General features: G+C 68.1%; 18 protein-coding genes. 5 read left to right on the top strand and 13 right to left on the bottom strand.

Annotated features, from left to right (window positions below; genetic code table 11):
- The first annotated feature begins 32 nt into the window (after window positions 1–32).
- Both G6N68_RS08195 and purU read left to right on the top strand, forming a co-directional pair.
- Window positions 33–1,277 carry a permease gene (locus G6N68_RS08195; RefSeq protein ID WP_163710200.1) on the top strand — a complete coding sequence of 415 codons (1,245 nt, stop codon included), beginning with the start codon at window positions 33–35 and terminating at the stop codon, window positions 1,275–1,277.
- 114 nt (window positions 1,278–1,391) lie between these two features.
- A complete protein-coding gene (gene purU / locus G6N68_RS08190; RefSeq protein ID WP_163718342.1) occupies window positions 1,392–2,321 on the top strand; it encodes a formyltetrahydrofolate deformylase in 930 nt (309 codons plus the stop codon).
- Between the two features lie 16 nt (window positions 2,322–2,337).
- On the opposite strand, the gene G6N68_RS08185 is transcribed toward purU, so the two are convergent.
- Window positions 2,338–3,396 carry an NAD-dependent epimerase/dehydratase family protein gene (locus G6N68_RS08185; protein ID WP_163710198.1) on the bottom strand — a complete coding sequence of 353 codons (1,059 nt, stop codon included), beginning with the start codon at window positions 3,394–3,396 and terminating at the stop codon, window positions 2,338–2,340.
- Window positions 3,397–3,623: 227 nt separating this feature from the next.
- Between G6N68_RS08185 and G6N68_RS08180 the strand changes: the two genes are divergently transcribed.
- Window positions 3,624–3,806, top strand: a complete 183-nt coding sequence (locus tag G6N68_RS08180; protein WP_163710195.1) for a hypothetical protein — start codon at window positions 3,624–3,626, stop codon at window positions 3,804–3,806.
- Between the two features lie 391 nt (window positions 3,807–4,197).
- Here G6N68_RS08180 and G6N68_RS08175 read toward each other — a convergent pair whose 3' ends face one another.
- The 3 genes from G6N68_RS08175 to G6N68_RS32060 all read right to left on the bottom strand — a co-directional run bounded on the left by G6N68_RS08175 (window position 4,198) and on the right by G6N68_RS32060 (window position 11,173).
- Window positions 4,198–4,395 carry a hypothetical protein gene (locus G6N68_RS08175; protein WP_163710192.1) on the bottom strand — a complete coding sequence of 66 codons (198 nt, stop codon included), beginning with the start codon at window positions 4,393–4,395 and terminating at the stop codon, window positions 4,198–4,200.
- 72 nt (window positions 4,396–4,467) lie between these two features.
- Window positions 4,468–10,731, bottom strand: a complete 6,264-nt coding sequence (locus G6N68_RS08170; RefSeq protein WP_163710189.1) for a PE family protein — start codon at window positions 10,729–10,731, stop codon at window positions 4,468–4,470.
- Between the two features lie 271 nt (window positions 10,732–11,002).
- The gene (locus tag G6N68_RS32060; protein ID WP_163710186.1) at window positions 11,003–11,173 is read right to left on the bottom strand and encodes a hypothetical protein; all 171 of its coding nucleotides are present in this window, start codon (window positions 11,171–11,173) and stop codon (window positions 11,003–11,005) included.
- Between the two features lie 422 nt (window positions 11,174–11,595).
- Between G6N68_RS32060 and G6N68_RS30110 the strand changes: the two genes are divergently transcribed.
- A complete protein-coding gene (locus G6N68_RS30110; RefSeq protein WP_205351274.1) occupies window positions 11,596–11,829 on the top strand; it encodes a hypothetical protein in 234 nt (77 codons plus the stop codon).
- 6 nt (window positions 11,830–11,835) lie between these two features.
- On the opposite strand, the gene coaD is transcribed toward G6N68_RS30110, so the two are convergent.
- The 6 genes from coaD to G6N68_RS08130 all read right to left on the bottom strand — a co-directional run bounded on the left by coaD (window position 11,836) and on the right by G6N68_RS08130 (window position 18,836).
- Entirely contained in the window at window positions 11,836–12,318 is a 483-nt protein-coding gene (coaD, locus tag G6N68_RS08155; protein ID WP_163710183.1) for a pantetheine-phosphate adenylyltransferase, read from the bottom strand.
- 24 nt (window positions 12,319–12,342) lie between these two features.
- On the bottom strand, window positions 12,343–12,897 hold the full coding sequence (gene rsmD, locus G6N68_RS08150) for a 16S rRNA (guanine(966)-N(2))-methyltransferase RsmD (RefSeq protein WP_163710180.1): 555 nt from the start codon (window positions 12,895–12,897) through the stop codon (window positions 12,343–12,345).
- 48 nt (window positions 12,898–12,945) lie between these two features.
- Window positions 12,946–16,329 carry a pyruvate carboxylase gene (locus G6N68_RS08145; protein WP_163710177.1) on the bottom strand — a complete coding sequence of 1,128 codons (3,384 nt, stop codon included), beginning with the start codon at window positions 16,327–16,329 and terminating at the stop codon, window positions 12,946–12,948.
- 12 nt (window positions 16,330–16,341) lie between these two features.
- Complete coding sequence (locus G6N68_RS08140) at window positions 16,342–16,998, bottom strand: vitamin K epoxide reductase family protein (protein WP_240355696.1); 657 nt, start codon at window positions 16,996–16,998, stop codon at window positions 16,342–16,344.
- The gene (locus G6N68_RS08135; protein ID WP_163710171.1) at window positions 16,995–17,747 is read right to left on the bottom strand and encodes a DsbA family protein; all 753 of its coding nucleotides are present in this window, start codon (window positions 17,745–17,747) and stop codon (window positions 16,995–16,997) included. Before G6N68_RS08135 ends, G6N68_RS08140 begins: the two co-directional genes overlap by 4 nt.
- An 81-nt stretch (window positions 17,748–17,828) precedes the next feature.
- Window positions 17,829–18,836, bottom strand: a complete 1,008-nt coding sequence (locus G6N68_RS08130) for an alpha/beta hydrolase (protein ID WP_163718340.1) — start codon at window positions 18,834–18,836, stop codon at window positions 17,829–17,831.
- Window positions 18,837–19,214: 378 nt separating this feature from the next.
- Between G6N68_RS08130 and G6N68_RS08125 the strand changes: the two genes are divergently transcribed.
- Window positions 19,215–20,063, top strand: coding sequence for an aldo/keto reductase (locus tag G6N68_RS08125; protein ID WP_163710168.1), 849 nt, complete (start codon window positions 19,215–19,217; stop codon window positions 20,061–20,063).
- 46 nt (window positions 20,064–20,109) lie between these two features.
- On the opposite strand, the gene G6N68_RS08120 is transcribed toward G6N68_RS08125, so the two are convergent.
- The 3 genes from G6N68_RS08120 to G6N68_RS08110 are packed head-to-tail and all read right to left on the bottom strand — an operon-like array spanning window position 20,110 to window position 24,700.
- Window positions 20,110–20,823: an HNH endonuclease family protein gene (locus tag G6N68_RS08120; protein WP_163710163.1), complete on the bottom strand. Its 714-nt coding sequence runs from the start codon at window positions 20,821–20,823 to the stop codon at window positions 20,110–20,112.
- Window positions 20,820–23,042, bottom strand: coding sequence for an ATP-dependent DNA helicase RecG (recG, locus tag G6N68_RS08115; protein WP_163710159.1), 2,223 nt, complete (start codon window positions 23,040–23,042; stop codon window positions 20,820–20,822). The genes G6N68_RS08120 and recG overlap by 4 nt, the downstream gene beginning before the upstream one ends.
- Before the next feature lie 2 nt (window positions 23,043–23,044).
- Window positions 23,045–24,700 (bottom strand): DAK2 domain-containing protein, encoded by a 1,656-nt coding sequence (locus G6N68_RS08110; protein WP_163710156.1) that lies wholly within the window; start codon window positions 24,698–24,700, stop codon window positions 23,045–23,047.
- Between the last annotated feature and the right edge of the window lie 240 nt (window positions 24,701–24,940).

Genomic DNA, 24,940 nt, shown 5'->3' with positions numbered 1-24,940 from the left:
GGAAGACGACGCGACAACGAAAGGTCCAGCTGATGGACAAGGTGTTGGGGGCCCTCGGGCACGCTCTAGCGCTCACGGGGTCGATGACGTGGGAAATTCTTTGGGCGTTGATTCTGGGTTTCGCGCTGTCGGCAGTGGTCCAAGCGGTGGTGCGGCGGTCCACGATCGTGAGCCTGATGGGCGACGACAGGCCACGCACACTGGCGTTGGCGGCCGGACTGGGCGCGGCGTCGTCGTCGTGCTCCTACGCCGCGGTGGCCTTGGCGCGTTCCCTGTTCCGCAAGGGCGCGAACTTCACTGCCGCGATGGCGTTCGAGATCGGCTCCACCAATCTGGTGGTGGAATTGGGCATCATCCTGGCTTTGCTGATGGGCTGGCAGTTCACCGCCGCGGAGTTCGTCGCTGGGCCGATCATGATCATCGTGTTGGCCGTCTTGTTCCGGCTGTTCGTACGCACCCGGCTCATCGACGAGGCTCGCCAACAGGCCGAGCGCGGCGTCGCCGGTTCGATGGAGGGCCATGCCGCCATGGACATGTCGATCAAGGGTGACGGGTCGTTCTGGCGGCGGCTGTTCTCCCCGGCGGGGTTCACCTCGGTCTCGCATGTCTTCGTCATGGAGTGGCTGGCGATCCTGCGCGACCTCGTCATCGGCTTGTTCATCGCCGGCGCCATCGCGGCTTGGGTGCCCGAAAGCTTCTGGCAAGACTTCTTTTTGGCCAATCACCCATCCTGGTCGGCGGTGTGGGGACCAATCGTCGGGCCATTCGTGGCCATCGTGTCCTTCGTCTGCTCGATCGGCAATGTGCCGCTGGCCGCGGTGCTGTGGAACGGCGGCATCAGCTTTGGCGGCGTCATCGCATTCATCTTCGCCGACCTGCTGATCCTGCCGATCCTGAACATCTACCGTAAGTACTACGGCACCAAGATGATGCTGACCCTGCTCGGCACCTTCTATGTCGCAATGGTCGCGGCGGGCTATCTCATCGAATTGATCTTCGGCGCAGCGAGTCTCATCCCCAGCCAGCGCAATGCCATGGTCATGAGTGCCGGCATCTCGTGGAACTACACCACCTGGCTCAACATCGCCTTCCTCGTGATCGCCGCATTGCTGGTGGCACGGTTCTTCACTTCCGGCGGCATGCCGATGCTGCGCATGATGGGCGGCTCGCCGGATGCCGAACACAACCACGGTGCACACGGCCACCATGACCACCAGGCGCATGACCATGGGGACCACGGAACGCGTGAGGCCCACCACGAGCACCACGACCCCTAGCGGCACCCGTCGCAGCAGGATCCATCCGCGCGACGGGACCAGGACGACCGCTTAAAAGGACGCCGCCACCAGCGGTATCCTGGCCTGCGAACTTGCGAACGCCGGCAGGAGGCCATCATCACGAACTCCACGTCGCCAACGCCCACCCAGCCTGCCAGTTTTCCCCAGCGACCGGCCGGTCCCCCGCCGCCGGCGGATATCGGCCGCTTGCTGCTGCGTTGTCACGACCGGCCGGGAATCATCGCGGCGGTCAGCGCCTTTCTGGCCGGTGCCGGTGCGAACATCATTTCGCTGGACCAGCACTCCACCGCACCGGAGGATGGAACGTTTCTGCAGCGTGCGATCTTTCACCTGCCGGGCCTGACTGCCGCCATCGACGAACTCGAACGCGAGTTCAGTAGGACCGTCGCCGCCCAGTTCGGCATCGACTACCGGTTCACCGAGGCCGCCAAGCCGAAACGCGTTGCGATCATGGCGTCCAAGGAAGACCACTGCCTGCTAGACCTGTTGTGGCGCAACCGACGTGGCGAACTCGAGATGTCTGTCGCCATGGTGATCGCCAATCATCCCGAGCTGGCCGAGCGGGTACGTCCCTTCGGGGTACCGTTCTTCCACATCCCGGCCACCCGCGACACCCGCGCGGAAGCCGAACAGCGTCAGCTTCAATTGCTCAGCGGCAACGTGGATTTGGTGATCCTCGCCCGCTATATGCAGATACTCACCCCAGATTTCCTCGCCGCCGTGGGTTGTCCGTTGATCAACATTCACCATTCGTTCCTGCCGGCCTTCGTCGGTGCGAATCCCTACAAGCGGGCACGGGAACGTGGGGTCAAACTCGTTGGGGCGACCGCGCACTACGTCACCGAAGTGCTCGACGAGGGGCCGATCATCGAGCAAGACGTCGTCCGCGTCAGCCATACCGACACCGTCGATGACCTGGTGCGGGTGGGCGCCGACGTCGAGCGTGCGGTGTTGTCCCGGGCAGTGCTCTGGCACTGCCAGGACCGCGTCATCGTGCACGACAACCAGACCATCGTCTTTTGAGACCCCGGCCGAGTCACTAGTCGAGTTTTGCGGTGTCCCACGCCGTCGGGCCGAACCTCTTGCCCAGCTCTGACCAAGGATCCGCGTACTGCCCGGGCACCTGACGATACGCCCCGTGTCGTCGGAGTAATTGGCGCGCCACGGGGGCGAACGGCCGCATCAGGTAGCGCTTCCGCCCGGTGTTGGCGCGAAGGTCGGCCAGCAACTGCGGCCACGAATGGTGTTGGAACTGCAGCACCTGCTGCGCTCGGGCCACGTCCATCCAGTCATAGGGGAACCAGCCGAGGTCGTCGTTCGGGTTGCCGTCCCGCCCCTTCGGGGGCGCTCCGGGCATGCCCTGAGCGGCCGCCAACGCCGGCGCGATGACGCCATGCCGGAGCAGGTTCGAGTCGTCACCGGCGATCATGAAAATCTCTCCAATAACGTCCGCATGCGCGGCAGTTGCGAATGCCGTTGCGACGTCACGGGTATCGACGCAGTGCACCCGTCCGTCATTGGGCAGCGCACTGCCGAAGAACACGCTCTCGGGGCTGAAGGGCATGGCCGTCGGGTCGGCGCTCAGCACGCCGCCGAGTCGCAGCACCACCCAGGGCAGGCTCGACAACCGCACTATTTCTTCGGCTTCGGCCTTTTGGCCCCCATACAACTCGCACGGATGAAAAGGAGTGTCCACGCTTAGCCGCTCGGAATGACGGTAGGGATTGCGTGCACCGTAGACGGCCACGCTCGACGCATGCAGGAAACGTGGCGGGTTCGGTAGCTTTTCGGCGGTATGCACCAAATTGGCTGTGGCGCCTACGTTTACCTTGCGGGCGAGTCTGGCATCACAGTAGATCATGGGCGGGATGACAGCCGCCAAGTGAACGATCACATCCGGTGACAGCTGCGGTACCGAACGCTCGACCTGACCGGGGTCCGTCAAGTCGACCCAAAGGGTTTCGACACCCGGCGGAAAGACTGCCTTGGCATGGCGATGCGCCGCGGCGACCACCCTCCAGCCGTCCGCTGCGAAGCGTCTGACCGTCTCGGCTCCGACCAGTCCGAAAGCTCCGGTTATCAGCACTGTCTGCGACATGGTAGGCCCCGATCAAAGCTGCATCGCTCTGGTAATGGGACGGTAATCCAAGACACCGCCCCAGCGCTACGCTTCGCCGAAGTTGGACCCTCAGCAAGTGGACCCAGGTAGTCGCCGCTGCACCGTAGCGCCAAGAAAGCCACAAGGTTTCACCAAGGCACTGTCGCGATTCTTTGTCCAACGGCAAACGCCGGAAACAACCGCAACGACCCGAAACAGAGGAACCAATGTTCACCACCCGCATCCGCGCCCTCGCCGGGATGTCCCTGCTGGCCTCGGCCATCGGCCTGGCGACCTTCGTCTCCGTTGGCACCGCCAACGCGGCGCCGACACACCAGCCGGAGTACGGCACCTACACCTGCTACGACTACTCGACGCAGACGTTCTACACCTGCTTCGACCCCAGCTAGTCGCAACGGTCAAGCGCGGCGCAGCCGAACGGGCCTAGTCCTACTCCCCGGGACTAGGTCCGTATCTTGTGCGGCGGGGTTTGCAAACACGCGCGTCTGACGGGTGATTACGCATCGCTGCAACGATTTAAGTGAAATTGACGCCTCCGTTGAGCAGCGACGTTATGGTCCGCGCAACCACATACAACCGCCTGCACACGGGCCGGGCCGCACCATCAACATCTTCGCCTCAACACCGAACACGGTCGCGCAACTGCGATCCGCCTTGAACCAGCTGCAATCTTTCGTTCCCACCGCGGAAAGGACCGTCGAGGAGACCATCCCGCAGGTCGTCCAGCTGTCGACGTTCCTGAAAAACCTGAGCATCGACTTCGCCGACACCGGGCGGCTTCTACCTATCCCGAAAAGCCTTGGCAGATCCGTCGTACCAAGAGGTGCGCGACTGGATGTTGTCCGCAATGCGCTTACCCACGATGCTGTACTGCTGGCGTTTACTGTGCTCGCGGTGATGGCGATGGTCGGCATCACCGCGAGGTGCGTCAATGGGGTCGCGGTCGGCCTCGGGGTGCTGGCCGCTGGGTGTGGGCACGCACCGAAAGTATGCGACCCAACGCTGGTGGCCTCGCATCCGTCGGATCTCGAGGACTGGGAAGCAGACTCACTACGCGCCGTGTTCACCGTCTTCGCCAGGGGTGCCGGGGGGGAAGCCAACGCCACCGACGGCGCCGTCTCCACCGGCGCCACCGACGCCATAATGACCGGGCGCCCCGGAGTTCCCGTTACCGCCTGCGGCGGCGCCGCCCTGGCCGCCGTCGCCGTTCCGCGCACCATCGGCACCATCGGCGCCGTCACCGCCGTCACCGCCCGGGCCTGCATGGCTGTCGCCGCCGTCACCGCCGCCGCCGCCGCGTCCGCCGGTGCCGCCGTTACCACCGGTGCCGCCGTCACCGCCGTGGCTACGGGGATCGAAATCCGAACCGATGCCGCCATCGCCGCCGTTGCCTCCGACGCCCCCTTGGCCGGCAGCGCCGCCCGACCCGCCGTCACCGCCAGTGCCCGTTCCGTTGGCCGCGCCACCGGAACCGCCGCGACCACCAGTGCCGCCGATGCCGCCGACCCCGCCATCGCCACCGCGCGCGCCGTCAACTGCATACTGCGTCGGAGCGTCGCCACCGTGGCCACCATCGCCACCCTTGCCGGCGTCTCCGGCACTGCCGCCGGCCCCCCCGGCCCCGCCGTCGCCGGACCCCCATGCCCGGCCGCCTGCGCCGCCAACGCCGCCCATACCACCGTTACCGCCGCCACCGCCGACACCACCGACGCCAGTCCAGGGATCCGAATCGCCTATGCCGAAGCTGGTGCCGCCGTTCCCGCCATCGCCGCCGTTGCCTCCGGTGCCGCCGGCCCCGCCGGCCCCGCCGTTCCCCGAAGTCGAACCGCCGTCACCGCCAGCACCGCCATTGCCGCCGGCATAGCCGTTGTAGCCGCCCCCACCGGGGCCGCCGGGGTCCCCGTCAGCTCCGGTGGTACCTGTCGAGCCGGACCTACCGGTCTGGCCGTTACCGCCGGCCCCGCCATCGCCGCCGTTGCCGACCACACCACCGTTACCGCCGGCACCGCCGGTGCCCCCGCCGGCACCGTCGCCGCCGGCGCCCCCGTCGCCGCCGTGACCGGACGGGCCGGCCCATCCGGCGCCGTCGCCCCCGTCGCCGCCGCCACCGCCGACACCCCCGGCACCCTCAATACCCGCAGCGGCCTGCACGGGGTTGTGGTTGCCGCTCAGGCCGCCGAAGCCGCCAATGGCACCTGCGGCGCCGTCGGCGCCGGTGCCGCCGTCCCCGGCGAGGCCGAAGGCGGAGTCGCCGCCGCGCCCGCCCTGGCCGCCGGTACCGCCGACACCACCAGTACCGCCGACACCGCCGTCACCACCGGCTGCACCGAATGAGGTTCCACCGTCACCGCCGTGGCCACCCACACCGGCTTCGCCCGCGGTGCCGCCGTCGCCGCCGGCACCGCCGGTGCCATCGAGGGCCGCACCGCCGACTCCGCCGACGCCGCCGGTGCCGCCCATCCCGCCGGTGCCACCGTCGCCCGCAGTACCGCCGCCGCCGCTGAGGTAGGCGTGACCGCCGTTACCGCCGGCACCGCCTGCACCGCCATCCCCCGCCGCCCCGCCACGACCGCCGACCCCGCCGTTACCTGACCCGAAGGCCGCGCCCCCAGCGCCGCCGACACCGCCGACACCGCCTTTGCCACCGGTCCCGCCGGCACCGCCGTCGCCACCGCTATCGAAGAAATAGCTATCGACGCCGACACCGCCGACACCGCCGACACCGCCGCCGCCGCCAGCCCCACCGGCACCACCGTCGCCGCCGTTACCAGAGAACGAGCCGCCCAAGCCACCGGCGCCACCGGCCCCCCCGGCACCGCCCACCCCGCCGACGCCGCCAGGGCCGCCGGGCTCGCCGGCGGGGCCTTGCGCGCCGCTGGTACCGACAGCTCCGTTGCCACCTGCACCCCCGTTCCCGCCGTTGCCAATAGAACCTGCGTTGCCACCGGCTCCGCCGACACCGCCGGCAGCACCCCCGGCCGAGCCGTTGCCGCCCGCGCCGCCATTGCCGCCGTTGCCGACCGACCCGGCGTCACCTCCCCACCCGCCGGCGCCACCACCGCCGACGCCATCACCGCCGGCGCCACCGTCACCGCCGTCACCGGAGCTCGCACCGCCACCGCCGCCATTGCCGCCGACGCCACCGACGCCACCAGATGAGTAACCGCCGGCCCCGCCTGCACCGCCGTTGCCGACCCTGGCGTCGCCTCCGAGCCCGCCGGCGCCACCAACGCCGGCGGCACCGGATGAGTTGCCGCCGGCCCCGCCTGTACCGCCGTCACCGGAGATCGCACCGCCCAGGCCGCCGTTGCCGCCGCCTCCGGCGGCGCCACCAGCAGAGTTACCGCCGGCCCCGCCTGCACCGCCGTGACCACCGTTACCGATCGTCCCGCCATCTCCGCCGTCGCCGCCGACGCCCCCAGCGCCCCCGGCCGCCGACTGACCATTTGCCCCTCTGGCGCCGTCGCTACCCGCCAGATAGCCGCCCGTGCCACCAGAACCGCCTTGGCCGTTAAACCCGCTCGCGCCGCCCTGGCCGCCATCGGCTCCATCGCCGGCGACGCCGGCAGCGGAGTCGCCACCGCGGCCACCGGCGCCGCCGCCTCCTCCGATTCCGGCATTGCCGCCGGCACCGCCGTTACCGCCGTTACCGGTACCGCTTTCGTCGCTCCCGCCGGTGCCACCGAAGCCGCCGTCACCGCCATCCGCCCCAGCACCGCCGACCCCGCCGGCCCCGCCAACACCGGACCCGTTGGCCGCTCCGCCGGCCCCACCGGCGCCGCCGTATCCGGCGTTACCGGCGTTACCACCAACACCACCGGACCCGCCATAAGCCCCTTCTGCAAAGAGGCCGTCGTTGCCGCCGTTCCCGCCGTTCCCGCCGGATCCGCCCCAGCCGGCCGTACCGCCGGCACCGCCCGCGCCGCCGTTGCCTGACCCCAGGGCCGTGCCGCCAGCGCCCCCAGCCCCACCGTTGCCGGCGTCGGCGCCGGCACCGCCGGCCCCACCCGGGGCACCCGAGCTGAACGTGCTGCCCTCCGCGCCGGAACCACCATCGCCGCCACTACCGCCGCGCCCGCCCTGGCCGCCGGCCCCGCCGGTCCCACCGTCACCCGAGATCACGCCACCCAGACCGCCAGCCCCGCCCTGGCCGCCGTTGCCGCCGGAGGTGCCACCACCGCCTGCGACGCTGGTCCCGGGGCCGCCGGAGGAGCCGTCGTTACCGGCGGCACCGTCGCCTCCGGCCCCGCCCTGCCCGCCGTTGCCCACCGACCCGCCGTTACCGCCGGCCCCGCCATTGCCGCCCTGGCCGTCGAGCACGCCGTGGACACCGTCGGCGCCGTCGCCGCCTCGGCCACCGTTGCCACCGCTGGTCACCGCCGCACCCGCACTGCCAGTATCGCCGTCGCTGCCGCCGCTACCGCCGCTTCCAACCGTTCCGCCATCACCGCCGGCGCCGACAGCGCCCGCGCTACCGCCATCACCACCGCGTCCGCCATCGGGAACCGCGCTATCGCCGGCACCACCGGCACCACCATCACCGGCGGTGCCTGCCGCGCCTCCGGTGCCGCCCGTTCCGCCGGTGCCGTTGATCCCTGCGTTACCCGAACCACCGGCAGCGACGCCGCCGGCGTTACCGCCGGCCCCGCCGGCACCTCCGGCCCCGCCGGCACCCCCATTGCCGCCGTTCTGCCCGTCGCCACCCGCTGTGTCGGCGGCCGCGCCCTCGACGCCGGCCCCCCCGCCACCACCGCCGCCGCCAGTACCGCCGAGCCCGCCGGTCCCGCCGTCACCGCGGACCGCGCCACCCAAGCCGCCGGCACCGCCGGCCCCACCGGCGCCGCCGGCCTCACCATTGCCGCCCGAATCTCCGTAGCTGATGCCGTCTGCGCCGGTCAAGCCGGCCGCACCGCTACCACCAGCACCTCCGGCGCCGCCGTTACCCAAATTGCCGCCGTTTCCGCCGACACCGCCAACACCACCCGTGCCGCCCGCACCAGGCAGGCTTCCCGGGCTGCGGTTGGTGGCATTACCACCGGCTCCGCCGGCCCCACCATGACCCGAGGTCCCGGTCGGCAACTCACCGTCCGCGCCGGCCGCCCCGAACTGGCCGCCGCCACTGTCACCGCCGGCGCCTCCCTTGCCGACCGCACCCACATCCCCGCCCAGCCCCCCGGCCCCACCGTTACCGCCTAGAGTGGCGCCTTCACCGCCGGCGCCGCCTGTCCCCCCATGGCCGCCGACACCGGCGGTACCGCCCTGCCCACCGGTGCCCCCAACACCATGAGAACCGCTGCTATACCCCGACGCCTGATGGGCTCCACCCACACCGCCGGCACCCCCCGCACCTCCGGCTCCGCCCGCTCCGCCGATACCACCGGAGCCCCCCTGACCGCCGTCACCGCCGGTCGAGGGTCCCGTCAAATCCATGCCGGGGAAATCGGTGGAATGCCCCACTCCGCCGGCCCCACCGGCACCACCGTCGGCTCCGGCGCCACCGGCACCGCCGACACCACCCGCACCGCCGGCCCCACCGGCCCCGCCATCGCCGCGTATCGCGCCACCCAGCCCGCCGGCCCCACCGGCGCCACCAGCGCCACCGGCTTGACCGGCCACCCCGGCACCGCCGTCCCCACCAGCACCACCGGTACCCCCGGTGGCCTGGCCCGCCGTGTACGAGCCTCCCGCACCGCCGGCACCCCCCGTTCCGCCGGCCGCCCCCAGACCGCCGTCGCCGCCAGCACCGCCGGCCTTACCCACCCCGGGCTCGGCGTCGTTGCTCACCTCAGCGCCGCCCTGACCACCCTTACCGCCAGCCTGCCCGGGCACCGCGCCATCGGCGCCGTTGGTGCCCGCCGTCGCGGTGCCTGACGGCGGGGCATTGTCGCCGTCAACACCGTTGGCCGCCGGGTTCACTGGTGTCGGGTTCACCCCAGCCGCACCGGGGGCGCCATTACCCCCGGCACCACCGGCACCACCATCGCCGTGACTACCCCCAGCACCCCCAGCACCACCATTACCGCCATCACCACTACCGACAGCGGTGGCGCTGAACCCGGCACCACCCGCACCACCGTGACCGCCGGCCACTCTTGTCCCCGCCGCACCCGCAGCGCCCGCGACGGCACCAGGGCCACCCGCGACCCCGCCTACACCACCGCTACCGGCACCGCCGGCATCGCCGCCGACCCCGCCCACACCACCGGCAGTCAGCGCATCACCGGCCCCGCCGGTCCCACCGTCACCCGCAACCCCCGAATTGCCGCCGGCACCCCCGGTGCCGCCCGAACCACTGACCCCCGCCCGACCGAACAGCCCGTGGCCCTGGCCACCGGCGCCCCCGGCACCACCAGCGCCGCCGTTCCCGCCGGTGCCGCTGTCCCCGCCCTCACCACCCGTGCCACCCGGTGCCGTCGCCGACCATCCCGCACCACCAGCTCCACCGGCACCCCCGAGACCGCCCACACCGCCAGTACCGCCGGCGCCGCCATTGCCGAACACCAGCCCACCGCGGCCCCCGTCGCCACCAGCCCCCGCCGCGCCGCCATCGCCACCCAATCCGCCGGTGCCGCCGGCCGCAAACTCCGTGCCCGCCGCACCCGCAGACCCGACCGCGCCCGCCAATCCGGACCCACCGGCACCACCAGCGCCGCCATGGCCGAACAACCACGCACCACCGCCCGCGCCCCCGGTGCCGCCGCCGACCCCGCCCATACCACCGGCGCCACCAGCACCCCACAACCAGCCGCCACTGCCGCCCGCACCGCCAGCGGCACCCAATCCGCCGGCGCCGCCGAGCCCACCCGGACCCAACAGACCTGCCGCCCCACCAGCACCGCCAGCCTGACCCGGCGCCCCCGACCCGCCGTTACCCCCACGGCCGATCAACAACCCACCGGCTCCGCCCGCAGCGCCCGACCCTGACGCACCATCGACGCCCGGACCCACCAGCGGCCGCCCCAGCAGCGCATTGGTAGGCGCATTGATGGCACCCAGAACGGCCTGCTCCAGCGACTGCAACGACGCCGCGGTGGTCGCCTCCATACCCGCATACGCGCCGCCGGCGCCCACCATCAATTGCACAAAACGAGCATGAAATTCTGCTGCCGCCGCACTGACCGCCTGATACTCCCGGCCATAAGCGCCGAAGAGCGCCGCGATCGCCGCCGACACCTCATCGCCGGCAGCCGCCGCCACCGCAGTCGTCGACACCCCTGCCGCGACACCGGCTCCACTCACAGCCGATCCAATCGCGCGCAGATCCGACGCCGCCGCAACCACAACCTCCGGCGAAACAGACACGTACGATGACATAACCCACCCGTCCCTAGGCCTTGAGGCTCCCTAGGCCTTGAGGCAGAATTTTTTTTACGCGTAAATAAGATGCGCGGCAGGCTGCAAACGATAACCGCTTCCCACCAGAATTTCCGCCTAATGGCATAAGAAGTGATTCGGCGCGGGTCTTCGACGCAGCTACCGGCGTAGTGCAAAAAAAGGCGATCTCGGGCGCGCTCAGCGGCAGCGCCACCGATGACACATTGTCACCGCGTCGGCGCAGCGAGTCCTTGACCCCGGTCCACATATGTCAGGTCGTGCCGGGCATCGAGCTTGCCCAGATCACCGTGCGCAACCACTCCGGATGCGGCTCCACTTGAAGTGCCGAATGCCAGTCGGGACGAACGTAGCCCAGGCTCATCACCCCGGAGAACCTGGATCGGCAGGTGATCTCGCCCACAGATCCTGCGTGCACCGCCACACCCGCATCGTCGACGATGCGCACTTCGAGGTTCGGGGTTGCCGGCCAGGCGTGCCGGGAACCCCTTCTCCGGCAACGTTTTTGACCGCAAGCGGAAAGGCTTCGGCCATGCCGTACATAGTGACGATGCGACAGCCGTAGCGCTTTCGATCGCCCGGTAGGAGTTCGCGGCGATCGGCGCTGCGGAGATGAACCGCAAGGGCAACTGCGTGTCACGCGGATCCGGCGGACTGCGAAGAGGTATTCCAAGATGTGGCAACCACTTTGGAAGGACCCTTGGTGCCCGAGGTGAAAAAGAGCGCGCCGAGATCGTCCGGCGCCGCGGGAGTATCGGTTATCGGGCCAACGGGCCAACGTCTTCCAGCGCCGCGGCGAGCGCCTCCGATGACCACGATCTCGGTGTCGCGCTCGAGGTTCGCACCGTGGATCCCCTTGAACATATACCCGCCTGGGGTATATGTTCAACAAGCGCGACGCCGCTTGGCGATGGCGGGGCCGGCGGCACGGGTGGGAACGCCCCCATATCAGCCGGCGGTGCGGGCGGTAACGGCGGTCGCGGCGGGTTTATCGGCAACGGCTCCGGCACCGGCGACGGCGGCGCGGGCGGCAAGGGCGGGTCCCTGCTGGGCACCCCGGGCCCGGACGGCTCGCCGTGACCCGAATTACCCTCGGCTAGACAACCTTTCGGCCAGCCGACGGTTCACCGGCTCCGGCAGCAACTCGGACACGTCGCCGCCTAGCATCGCGACCTCTTTGGCCAACGACGACGACACGAACGAGTACCGCGGTGCGGTGGCCACGAAAAACGTGTCGACGCCGGCAACGTGCTTGTTCATCTGCGCCATCTGCAGTTCGTACTCGAAGTCGGTCCCGGTGCGCAGCCCCTTGACGATGGCGTTCATCCCGTGGGAGCGGACGAAGTCGACCACCAGCCCTTGCCCGGACTCCACCCGCAGGTTCGGCAAATGTGTCGTCGACTCTTCGATCATCGCGATCCGCTCGTCCAGGTCGAACATGCCCTTCTTCGCTGGGTTGATCAGGATTGCGACGACCACTTCGTCAAACTGGGCCGCGGCGCGTTCGAAAACGTCGATGTGGCCCAACGTCACTGGGTCAAAGGATCCGGGGCATACCGCGCCAGTCATGGTTTTAGACGCTAGCAGTCGGGCTCAGTCATATTCGGCCAGCTCCAAACGGGTGTCGCCGTACACCCGTGCGGGCCACACCGACCAACCCTCTGGCCAAGTCAATGACGCGCCTCCGGCACTGCGCTCGAAGACCGCCACGGTGCCGCCATGCACCCACCCGTGGGCGTCGAGCGCCACCAGCACCGCCTCGATCTCTGCAGGCGCCACATCGTAGGGCGGGTCGGCGAGAACCAAGTCGACCGGACCGGACGTCCCCGACGCCAAGACCGCCGCAACCGTTCCCCGGCGCACCGTCGCACCGGGCAGACCCACCGCGTCAATGTTGCGTCCGATCACCGCAACAGCGCGCGGGTCGGACTCCACGAACAACGCCGACGAGGCGCCGCGGGACAGCGCCTCCAACCCGAGCGCCCCCGAACCGGCATAGAGGTCCAGCACGGCCAGCCCGGTCAGATCGAGCCGCGCGCCGAGGATGTTGAACAGCGACTCACGCACCCGGTCCGTGGTCGGCCTGGTTCCCCGCGGCGGCACGGCGATGCGTCGTCCGCCGGCGGCGCCGCCGATGATCCTGGTCACCTGCGCCGCTCCTCCTCATTGCTCCGCGCTGCATCGTCGCCGCGCGCGTCAGTTCACCACCACCAGAAGGTCACCACCTTCCACCTGGGCGGTGCTGGACACCGCAACGCGCTCCACGGTGCCGTCTTTGGGAGCGGTGATCGGCGCTTCCATCTTCATCGCTTCTATGGTGGCGACGGTCTGACCGGCACTTACCTTGTCGCCTTCGGACACGCTCACCGTGACCACCCCGAGGAACGGTGCCGCGATGTGTCCCGGATTGCTTCGGTCGGCCTTCTCGGCGGCCGGAACGGCGCTGGCGATGGAGCGGTCACGCACCAGCACCGGCCGCAGCTGACCGTTGATGATGCACATCACCGTTCGCATGCCGCGTTCGTCGGGCTCGGAAATTGCTTCCAGCCCGATCAGCAGCTCCACGCCGCGCTCCAGCTTCACGCGGTGCTCTTCGCCTTGCCGCAGGCCATAGAAGAACTGGTTGGCCGACAATTGCGACGTATCGCCGTAGAGTTCCCGGTGCTCTTCGAATTCCTTTGTCGGACCGGGAAATAGCAGCCTATTCAAAGTTGCCTGGCGTTTTGGTCCCGGCGCGGCGAGTGCCGATTCGTCGTCCGCGCTCAACTCCTTGTCGGGCTTGGCGGGTCCGCGACCTTCCAGCGCTCGAGAGCGCAACGGCTCGGGCCACCCACCGGCCGGGTCGCCCAACTCACCCCGCAGAAACCCGAGCACCGATTCCGGGATGTCGAATCGGGCTGGCTCAGCGGCGAATTCGTCGGCAGTCACGCCCGCCCCCACCAATGCCAGCGCCAGGTCACCGACGACCTTCGACGACGGGGTCACCTTGATCAACCGGCCCAGCACCCGGTCGGCGCCGGCGTAGGCCTCCTCGACCTCTTCGAACCGATCCCCCAGGCCCAGCGCGATCGCCTGCTGGCGCAGGTTCGACAACTGACCACCGGGAATCTCATGGCGATAGACCCGACCCGTCGGGCCCGGAAGCCCAGATTCGAAGGGCGCATAAACCTTTCGGAGTCCCTCCCAATACGGTTCGAGCGCGCACACCGCCGACAGCGACAGGCCGGTGTCGTAGTCGGTATGCGCGGCGGCGGCCACAATCGAGCTCAATGCCGGCTGACTGGTGGTTCCCGCCATCGGCGCGGCGGCGCCGTCCACCGCATCGGCCCCCGCGTGCCACGCCGCCAGGTAGCTGGCCAGCTGGCCGCCCGGGGTGTCATGGGTGTGCACGTGCACGGGCAGGTCGAAACGACTGCGCAACGCATTGACCAACGTGTGCGCGGCCGGGGGCCGCAGCAATCCGGCCATGTCCTTGATGGCCAGCACGTGCGCGCCCGCATCCACGATGCGCTCGGCGAGCCTGAGGTAGTAATCGAGCGTGTACAACCGCTCGTCGGGGTTGGACAGATCGCCCGTGTAACACATCGCCACTTCGGCTATCGCAGAACCGGTTTCGCGCACCGCGTCGATCGCCGGACGCATGGAGTCCAGGTTGTTGAGGGCGTCGAAGATTCGGAAGATGTCGATGCCCGTCGCCGTCGCCTCTTCGATGAACGAGGTGGTGACCACCTCGGGATACGGTGTGTAACCAACAGTGTTCCGGCCACGCAACAGCATCTGCAGGCAGATGTTCGGCATCTTTTCGCGCAGCGCGGCCAACCGCTCCCAGGGATCCTCCTTCAGAAAGCGAAGCGCCACATCGTAAGTCGCGCCGCCCCAACATTCCACGGACAGCAGTTGGGGCATGGTCCGAGCCAGATACGGTGCCACCATCAGCAATCCGCTGGTGCGGACGCGCGTCGCAAGCAGCGACTGGTGGGCGTCACGGAAAGTCGTGTCGGTGACGAGCACCGCCGACGACTCCCGCATCCAGCGGGCAAATCCTTCCGGCCCCAACTCGACCAACCGCTGCTTGGAACCCGATGGCGGCGCGGCCTGCAAATCGATGTCGGGCAGCTTGTCCTGCGGGTACACCGTTGACGGCCGGGTGCCGTGCGGCTTGTTCACCGTGACGTCTGCCAAGTAGTTGAGGATCTTGGTGCCCCGGTCGGCAGAGGTGTGCGAGGTCAGCAGCTGCGGACGCTCGTCGATGAACGACGTGGTGATGCGACCCGCCTGGAAGTCCGGGTCATCCAGAACCGCTTGCAGGAAAGGGATGTTCGTCGATACGCCGCGGATGCGGAACTCGGCCATGGACCGACGAGCCCGGTTCACCGCGGTCGAGAAGTCCCGCCCCCGACAGGTCAACTTGACCAGCATGGAATCGAAGTGCGCGCTGATCTCGGCGCCCAGAACAGTGCTGCCGTCCAAGCGGATACCGGCACCACCGGGGGTGCGCAGCGCGCTGATGCGGCCGGTGTCGGGCCGGAAGCCGTTGGCCGGATCCTCAGTGGTGACGCGGCACTGCAGTGCGGCGCCGTGTGGCTGGACCGCCTCCTGGGTCAGACCCAGGTCATCGAGCGACTCACCGGCAGCGATACGCAGCTGGCTGGAAACCAGGTCGACATCGGTGATCTCCTCAGTTACGGTGTGCTCCACCTGAATTCGAGGGTTCATCTCGATGAAGACGTAGTCCCCGTTCTCATCGAGCAAGAACTCGACCGTGCCGGCGCAGCTGTAGCCGATGTGCCGGGCGAAGGCGACGGCGTCGGCGCAGATCTTCTCCCGCAACTCGGCGGGCAAGTTCGGCGCCGGCGCGAGTTCGATGACCTTCTGATGGCGGCGCTGCACGCTGCAGTCACGCTCATAGAGGTGGATCACGTTGCCATGGGCGTCGGCGAGGATCTGCACCTCGATATGCCGCGGATTCATCACGGCTTGCTCGAGATAGACGGTCGGGTCGCCGAACGCCGACTCCGCTTCCCGACTGGCGGCTTCGATGGCTTCGCGCAACGACCCTGGATCGGTGACGCGGCGCATGCCGCGGCCCCCGCCGCCGGCTACCGCTTTGACGAATACCGGAAACCGCATGTCCTGTGCCGCCGAAACCAGTTCGTCGACCGAGGACGACGGTGCCGACGACGTCAGCACCGGCAGTCCCGCTTCGCGGGCTGCGGCGATGGCACGGGACTTATTTCCGGTCAGCTCAAGCACTTCGGCGCTGGGACCGACGAAGGTGATGCCCGCTTCCACACACGCCGCCGCCAGATCCGGATTCTCCGATAGGAAGCCGTAACCCGGATAGATCGCGTCAGCGCCGGCCCGGCGCGCGGTCCCGACGATCTCGTCGACGGAGAGGTACGCCCGCACCGGGTGTCCGACCTCGCCGATCTGGTAGGACTCGTCGGCCTTGGTGCGATGCAGCGAATTGCGGTCCTCGTAGGCATAGATCGCCACGGTGCCGACACCAAGCTCGTAGGCCGCGCGGAACGCTCGGATGGCGATCTCCCCGCGGTTCGCCACCAGCACTTTGGCGATCATCCTCGACTCCTCTCAGACGAGTGTCGACCAATAATCCCAGAAGCGCTCCATGATCAGCAGAAACACCGCGGTGAACCAGAAGGTGGTGATCGACCATCGCCAGTGGTACAGGAACCGCAGTACGCCGCCGGTGTCGGGTGACGGGCGAAACGCGATCGCCGCGACTACCACCAACAAGGTGATGGTGGCCGCCCAGACCACCATGCAGTACGGGCACAGCGCACCGATGCGGTAGATGCTTTGAAAGATCAGCCAGTGCACGAATACCGCACCGAGCACCGTGCCGGCCGTCAGCCCAATCCAATACCACCGGGGCAGCGGCACTTTCGTCAGCGCCAACACTCCGGTGACCACCACCACGGTGAAGGCAGCGATGCCCATCAGCGGATTGGGGAAGCCGAACAACGACGCCTGCGGGGTCACCATCACCGAACCACACGACAGGACCGGATTGATACTGCACGACGGCACATAGGCGGGATTGATCAGAATCTCGATCTTCTCGACCGTGAGGGTGAACGAGGCGACCAGGCCGACAACGCCGGCGATCAGCACCCACCACGCGCTGAGTGCCGATACCCGCGAGTCGGGCGCGGAGGTCGGAGCCGGTTCGCGGGCTTCTGCGTCGCCGGCTTCTTCGGCAGGTTGAGCCGACACCACCGGCGTCAGGCCGCCGCCGCAGCTGCGGCCGCGTCAATGCCAGGAACGTCGCCCACGATCGATTTGATCTTGGCTACCAGCGCCTGGGGCGTCGACCACGAATATTCTTCGCCGTTGATCCGGACGGTGGGCGTTGCTTTCACGTTCGAGGCGGCCGCGAGCCCGTCGACCATGGAGATGTACTTGCCGCTGTTGATGCAGTCGGGAACGCTGCCGATTACGCCGGCCTGACGTGCCCACTCGATGAGCCGTGCGTTGTCCGGAAAGGTCGTGTCGTTTTCGGAGGGCTGCATACCTGGGCTGTACAACGCGGAATGGAAACGGCGGAATGCGTCGATCGACTCGTCCGCGACGCAATAGGCGGCCGCCGCCGCGCGTGCCGAATACTGCTGGTTCCAGGGTTTGCTGAGAATCGCCACCATGTAGTAGTCGGCGCGGACGGCTCCGATGTCGATGAGCTTGTTAATCGTGGACCCGAAACCCTGCTCGAAATGACCGCAGGCTGGGCACAGGAAATCCTCGTACAAGGAGATCACGGCCTTGGGTTCTTTGCTGTCCGGGTTCGTGACCAGATTGTTCGACGAAACCTCGATGGCGCGGGCGGGCGCGGTGTCCTTTTTGTGCGACGTCACGATGTAGAACACCAAGCCGACGGCAAATATCACGATGACCGCGGTTCCACCGATCTGGATCAGCCGGCCGAACTTGCCGTCGGGCGACTTCATGTCGATCCGCGGAGGTTTCTTTTTGTCGGCCACAGTTTCGCTGATCCTCCGTATGTCTTTTGAATGCCGCGCTCAAAAGCGGGCGGCGGCGCCTCTAGATTACCGGCGGGACGCTCACGCCCGACTCAGGTGCGCACGCAACGCAGAAATCAGCTCGTTCGTCGCAACGGCACTGTCGCCGCCGAGTTGGAACAGATTGAAAAAACCGTGCGGCAACGAACCCAGGTAACGCAGGTCGACCGGTGTCCCGGCCGCCCGCAGCGCGTTCGCGTACTCCTCCCCCTCGTCGCGCAGCGGGTCGAAACCTGCCACCGCGACGAGCGCCGGCGCCAGCCCGCTCAACGACTCGGCGAGCGCCGGGGAAACGCGAGGATCCGTCCGCTGGATGCCGCTACCCCGCAGATATTGCGAGGTGAACCAGTCGATGTCACGTTTGGTCAGCAGGAAGCCACGCGCGAACAGACTCAGCGACCGGCTTTTCGCGCTGAAGTCGGTGCGCGGGTAGAGCAGCCACTGCAGTACCGGGGTTGGGCCGCCGCTGTCGCGCGCCAGCTGGCTCACCACCGCGGCGAGGTTGCCTCCGGCGCTGTCTCCGCCGACCGCTACTTGCCCCGGGACCGCCCCCAACTCCTCGGCATGCTCGTAGGCCCACGTGAAGGCGGCATACGCATCCTCGACCGCAGCGGGGGCCGGATGCTCGGGCGCCAGGCGATAGTCGATCGAAACGACGTGGACGCCCGCATCGCGGCAGGTCAGTCTGCACGGCGCGTCATGGGTGTCCAGGTCTCCGATCGCCCAGCCACCGCCGTGATAGAAGACCAGTAGCGGTGCCGGGCCGTCACCGGGTGGGACGTAATGCCGGGCCCGGATCTCACCGGCAGGCCCGGGGATCGAGATTTCCCGAACCTCGACATGGATCTGCGGGCCGGGCATTTCTTTCATGGTCTTGGCCATCATTGCCCGGGAGGCCGCCGGGTCGTCGTCGACGACCAGGCCGTCGATACCAACGGCCCGCATGCCCGTCAGCATCGCCTGCAGGGTGGTATCGAGGGTATTTCCGTCGATGACGACCGACCGGCCGCCCGTCAGCAATCGTCGCGCGCGGACCGGAATCCACGGCATGACCTTGACACCGGCCGTGGTGACGGCGTTTTGTACGCGGCTCGCCAATCCAATTCGCACGCTACTTGCTCCCGAGTGGAGGTGCTGCCCGCCAGGCAGACTCTTGGTCACGGCTACTCCCTCGCCAGATGTGGTCGGAGTTTTCAGGTCCCCGGGCAACACCGGGCAGGCGCCGGCCCACCCTGACGCGACCCCCAGCCCAACTCTACGTCTGGCCAAAAGGCCGACTGCAGGCGCGGAACGCTGCAGAAACCATAGACATGCGGGCAAGCCGTTGCTTAGGCGACATATGCACCTCGGTAAGATGTGATCCCCAGAGTCGCTGAACCACACCTATCGCGATCCGAGGACCTTCAATTCACAGGCAGGTGATTGACCTTGACTGGCGAGTCGGGCGCCCCCATCTCCGTACCCTCGATAACCCTAAATGACGAGAACACGATGCCGGTGCTGGGCCTCGGGGTCGCCGACTTGTCCGACGACGAGGCCGAGCGAGCGGTCTCGGCGGCGCTGGAGATCGGCTGTCGGCTGATCGACACCGCCGCCGCGTACGGCAACGAGGCAGCCGTGGGCCGCGCAATCGCAGCGTCCGGCATACCGCGCGCAGAGGTGTTCGTCATTACCAAGCTGGCCACCGCCGATCAAGGCTTCACCAGATCCCAGCAAGCCTGCGCGGAGAGCCTGGAGCGGCTAGGCCTCGACTACGTAGACCTCTTCCTCATTCATTGGCCGGCCCCACAGCTCGGCAAGTATGTGGACTCCTGGGGAGGGCTGATCCAGGTCCGCGGGGATGGACTCACCCGCTCGATCGGTGTTTCCAACTTCACCGACGAGCACGTACAGATCGCGACCGATCTGACCTTCGTCGCTCCCGCCGTGAACCAGATTGAGCTGCATCCCCTGCTCAACCAGGCCGACCTGCGCAAAGCGCACGTCGAGCAAGACGTCATCACGCAGTCGTACACGCCGCTGGCGCTGGGCAAGTTGAATGACCACCCCACCGTGACGTCGGTCGCCGGTGAGTACGGCAAGACACCCGCACAGGTCCTGCTGCGGTGGAACCTGCAGCTCGGCAACGGCGTGGTGTTCCGCTCGACCAATCCCGAACACATTTCCAGCAACTTCGACGTGTTCGACTTCGAACTGGCCGAGGAGCACATGGACGTGTTGAACGGGCTGAACGACGGCACCCGGCTGCGTGAGGACCCGCTGACTTACGCCGGCTAGGGCGACCGGTTGGGCGCCTGCTGGGCGCCGGACCCGTCCTGGGCGCTCAACCCACCGGGCAGGTCGCCGCGGCCTGCCGCAGCACACCGGTGGAAGCCTGGTCCACCGGCAACGAATAGCCGCGCAACACGGCGATGAACTGCAGCGCGTACTGGCAGTGGAAGGCGCCGTTCGGCGGCATCCACTCGGCCGGTGGCGAATCGCCTTTGTGCTGGTTGCTCTGCCCCTGCACGGCCAGCAAGTTGGCCGGATCGTTGGCGAAACGCACCCGCAGGGGCTGCGGCCAGTCGTAGGCGCCCATGTCCCAGGCGTAGGAGAGCGGCACGATGTGGTCGATCTGCACCGCTTCCCCCACCTTTGCGCCCCGTTGGAACGCGATCACGGTGTTGGTGTACGGGTCGTGCAGCGTGCCGGTAGCCACCGCAAGGGGACACCGCTTGGTGAAGACGTAGGTTTTGTCCACCAGGTCGCGGTCGAGGATGTCGTTGCGGGTATCGCATCCGTTGTGTCCGCCAGGCGCATCATTGTTGTCGTCCCATGCCTCCCCGAACGCCGCCCTGCGGTAGTCGTAGCGGTGCATCCGCACCGGCACCACCAAGATGCCAGCCAGGACGTCGGCGCCGGGTTGAACGGTCGGAACGTCGGCGCGCGCGGCGAAGTCGTTGGCATGCCTGGCCGCCGTCGAGCCCAACGTCTGATAGGCGACCACCAGGGAGACCACGACCGCGGCCACCAACCACAGCAGCGTCTTCCGGCTCACGACTTGTCCAGATACTCGATGCGGTCGGTGTCGATGAAGCGTGCCGCCATCACGTCCAGTCCTGGGTGCGGGCGCCCGTCTTCGTAGGCGCGGGTGCAGAAGTCGCGAGCGGCCTCTATGACCGGCAGGTGGTCGAGCAACGAGAGCAGCCGCAACGTGATCGCCCGGCCGGACTGGTTACGCCCCAGCACATCTCCTTCCTTGCGCTCCCGCAGGTCCAATTCAGCGAGGGCAAAGCCGTCCAGGGTATCGGCCACCGCGGTGAGCCGTTTCGCCGCAGCCGACCCGGGCAACACCTCGCTGGCCAGCAGACACAGGCTGGGATGCTGGCCCCGCCCGATACGGCCGCGCAACTGATGCAACTGGCTGATCCCGAACCGGTCGGCGTCCATGATGAGCATGACGGTGGCGTTGGGGACGTCGACGCCCACCTCAATGACGGTGGTGCACACCAGCACATCGATTTCACCGTTGCGGAAACCGTCCATCGCGGCTGCTTTGGCGTCAGCTGACAAGCGCCCGTGCATGAGCCCCAACCGAAGTTCCGCCAACACTCCGGACCGCAACTTGGCGAACAATCCCTCGGCGGTCGCCGAAGGCCGAATGCCCGATTCACTTTCGGCGTTGTCGGCCTCGGTCTCGTCGATCCGGGGCGCCACCACGTACGCCTGCCGACCGGCGGCCACCTCTTCGATGATGCGTTGCCAGGCACGGTCGAGCCAGGCCGGCTTGTCCTTGACGAAGATGGTGTTGGTGGTGATCGGTTGGCGGCCACGCGGCAACTCGCGCAACGTCGAGGTTTCCAGGTCACCGTAGTGGGTGAGGGCCACCGTGCGCGGAATCGGTGTCGCCGTCATCACCAGCAGGTGCGGGGTGATTCCTGGAATTGCCTTGGCGCGCAATTGGTCTCGCTGCTCAACACCGAATCGGTGTTGTTCGTCGACGACGATCATGGCGAGGCTGTGGAATTCCACGGTCTCCTGCAGTAGAGCGTGCGTTCCGACGACGATTCCGGCCTCGCCGCCGGCGATCTGGGTTCGGGCCTGCTTCTTCTGCGCCGCCGTCATCGACCCGGTGAGCAGCGTCACCCGCGTCGCGTTATCCGTACCCCCCAACTGACCACCCATCGCCATTGGCCCCAGGATGTTGGTGATCGATCGCAAGTGTTGTGTGGCAAGCACTTCCGTGGGTGCCAGCAACGCACACTGGTAGCCCGCATCGACCATCTGCAGCATCGCCAGCACCGCGAGGATCGTCTTGCCCGACCCGACTTCACCTTGCAGCAAGCGATTCATCGGGCGGGTGGCCGCCAGCTCGCTGGATAGCACGTCAAGCACCTCACGCTGCCCGGCCGTGAGCTCGAACGGCAAGCGCTGTAACAGCTCGGCCGCCAAACCGTCGGGCCGCCATCGCGCCGCAGGCCCGGATTGCGCCAGTTCGCTGTGCCGGCGACCGACCAGCCCCCATTGCAGTCCGACGGCTTCGTCGAAGGTGAGGCGGTCCACAGCGCGAGCTCGCACCGCCGGGCTCTCGGAGAGGTGGATGGCGCGCAACGCCTCGTCCTCGGACATCAGCCCGTGCTCGGCGAGCAGTTCGGCGGGCAACGGATCCGGCACCGGATCAAGGAGGTCCAGCACCTGTCGTACACAGCCGAAAATGTCCCAGCTCTGCATCTTCGACGAGGCCGGGTAGATGGGGAAGAACTGCCCCTCGTATGCCGACACGACGTCATCACTGCTGATGGCGTGGGATGCCTCCGCAATCTTTTTCAGCGACTTCGAGCCTTTGTTCTTCTGACCGTCGGGCGAGTCAAGGATGAGGAACGCCGGGTGCGTCAGCTGCATGACGCCGTTGTAGTAGCCGACCTCGCCGGACAGCATCACCCTCGTATCTTTGGTTAGGCCTTTCGAGATGTATTCGGCGTTGAAGAAGGTTGCCGTGACCTTGCCGCGGCCGGACCCGAGGGTGACGCGGAGGCCTTTTCTCCCCCTCTTTTTCATGGAAAAGGTATTCGTCGCGGTGATGACATCGACCACGGTGATGTGCTCACCCACCTCGGGTCGCGCGTCCTCGGCGCCCCGCCTGGCTGCGCCCACCACGTAGCTGCGCGGGTAGTGCCGAAGCAGGTCGTCGACCGTTCGAATCCCGAAACACTCGTCGAGTAACGCGACGGACTTGTCGGTGAGCAGGAACTTCAGCGAATCGTCCAGCGACACCACAGCTACTCGACCCCGATCAACAGTGCGTCGCCGTGGTGCCCGGTGTAGTAGGTGACCAACTCGGTGCCCGGGTGGTGGTCGTGTACGTGCTTTTCCAGAATGCCCCCGACCTCGTTGTCCTCCTCGAGGTCGGCGCCGAAAAGCACCGTCACCAGTTCGCCGCCCGCGGCAAGCAGTAGATCTAGTAGTCCGATCGCCGCCGAGGCCACATCGTCGGCGACGATGAGCACCTCGTCGCCGGCAATGCCCAGGCCGTCACCGGGCGAACAGGTACCCGCCCAGGTCAACGCCCGTTCCGTCGCGATGCGCACCGAGCCGTGGCGGGTGGCGCCAGTCGCGCGGGCCATGGTGTATCCGTCGTCGACGGCCTGCCGGCTCGGCTCGTGGACGGCCAATGCCGCCAATCCCTGGACCATCGAGCCCGTCGGAACCGGCACCACGTCGACGCCCCACCCGATGGCCGCCGTGCATCCAGCCACCAGTTCCTCGGCGGCCACGTAGCCGTTGGGCAGCACGATCACCTGCGCGGCGCCGGCGTCTACCACCGCCCGCATCAACTGATGGGCAGTGATCTCGGCGTCCGGCTCCGGCCGGAGCACCGAGGCCCCCTCGCCGGTGAACAACTCCTCGGCACCGTCTCCGTCGACCACCGCCAAGACGGCGCGTTCCCGGGTCCATCCACCGGGCGGCAGCCCCGCCACACCAGAGCTCAACGCCGAGATCACGATCCGACTCAACTGCCCGGCGGCCAGCCCCGCCTCGACGGCGGCACCGGCGTCGTCGGTGTGCACGTGCACGGAGTAGCTGGCGTCGGTCCCCGTCGGCGCGGCCGCGATGGCCACCGAGTCGCCGAGCTCTCCCAGCCGATCCCGCAGTGCGTCTGCGCCGGCCGCATCGCACCCGGCCAGCTGGTACATCACTTCGAACTGCGGGGCGCGAGGTTGGGCGTCGGGATCTGGCTGCAGGGCTCGAGGTGCGGGCTCGTAGACCGCGCGGGCGGGTGCCTGACCGGTGAGTGTCGAAGACAGGGCATCCAGCAGAACCAGCAGGCCACGCCCGCCGGCGTCCACCGCGCCGGCGTCGGCCAGCACGTCGAGCTGCTCAGGGGTTTTTTCCAGCGCGACGACGGCCGCATCGGCTGCGGCCGCAATCGCCTGGGCCAGCCCTTCCCCGCCCCGAGCGCATTGCTCGACGGCGCCGGCCGCAGCGCGCAGCACCGAGACGATGGTGCCGGGGACCTCGGTGCCGCCCATGGAGACGACGACGAGCTCCACCCCGCGCCACAACCCGGCAGCCAGGACGGTGGCGTCGATCGCGGGCAATTCCACGCCGGATTCGGTCGCAGCGCTCGCGGTCGCATCGGCGATACCGCGCAGGATCTGGGAAAGGATCACCCCGGAGTTGCCGCGCGCTCCGTTCAGCGCGCCCGCCGAAAGCGCTGCCGCCACCCCGGCGACGGTGGCCGGGCTCGCGGCCGAATTTGCCTCGGCAAGCGCGGAGCGCATGGTGAACAGCATGTTGGCGCCCGTGTCGGAGTCGGCCACGGGGAAGACGTTCAGCCGGTTGATCTCGTCGATGTGGGTGATCAAGTCGCTTACCGCGGTGTGTGCCCAATCTCGCAGGGCGGAGGCGTCCAGCAGACGTTCCGACGTGCCCAACCGACTCCACCTCCTCTGCCCAAGGCCGCCGGTAAGCCCCCGGTGAGCGCCAGCGTAGCCTGGCCCGCGCGGCGCTCGAGACTGCTCAAGAGCCTAGCCAGCGGCGGTGACAGTACTGGTCACGGCGCGTCTGGGACTTTGGAGAGACGCTATAGGCCCGAAAGTTAGCACCGTTTTGGCGGTTGCCGTCCCTAGTCGGTATCCTGGGACGGCCTGGGCTCGCCTGGGCTTTCCGGCTCA

This window comes from Mycobacterium bourgelatii, from assembly GCF_010723575.1.
Classification (GTDB): domain Bacteria; phylum Actinomycetota; class Actinomycetes; order Mycobacteriales; family Mycobacteriaceae; genus Mycobacterium; species Mycobacterium bourgelatii.
Note: the sequence above shows the minus strand (reverse complement) of the source record. Positions and strands in the feature narration are given on the sequence as shown.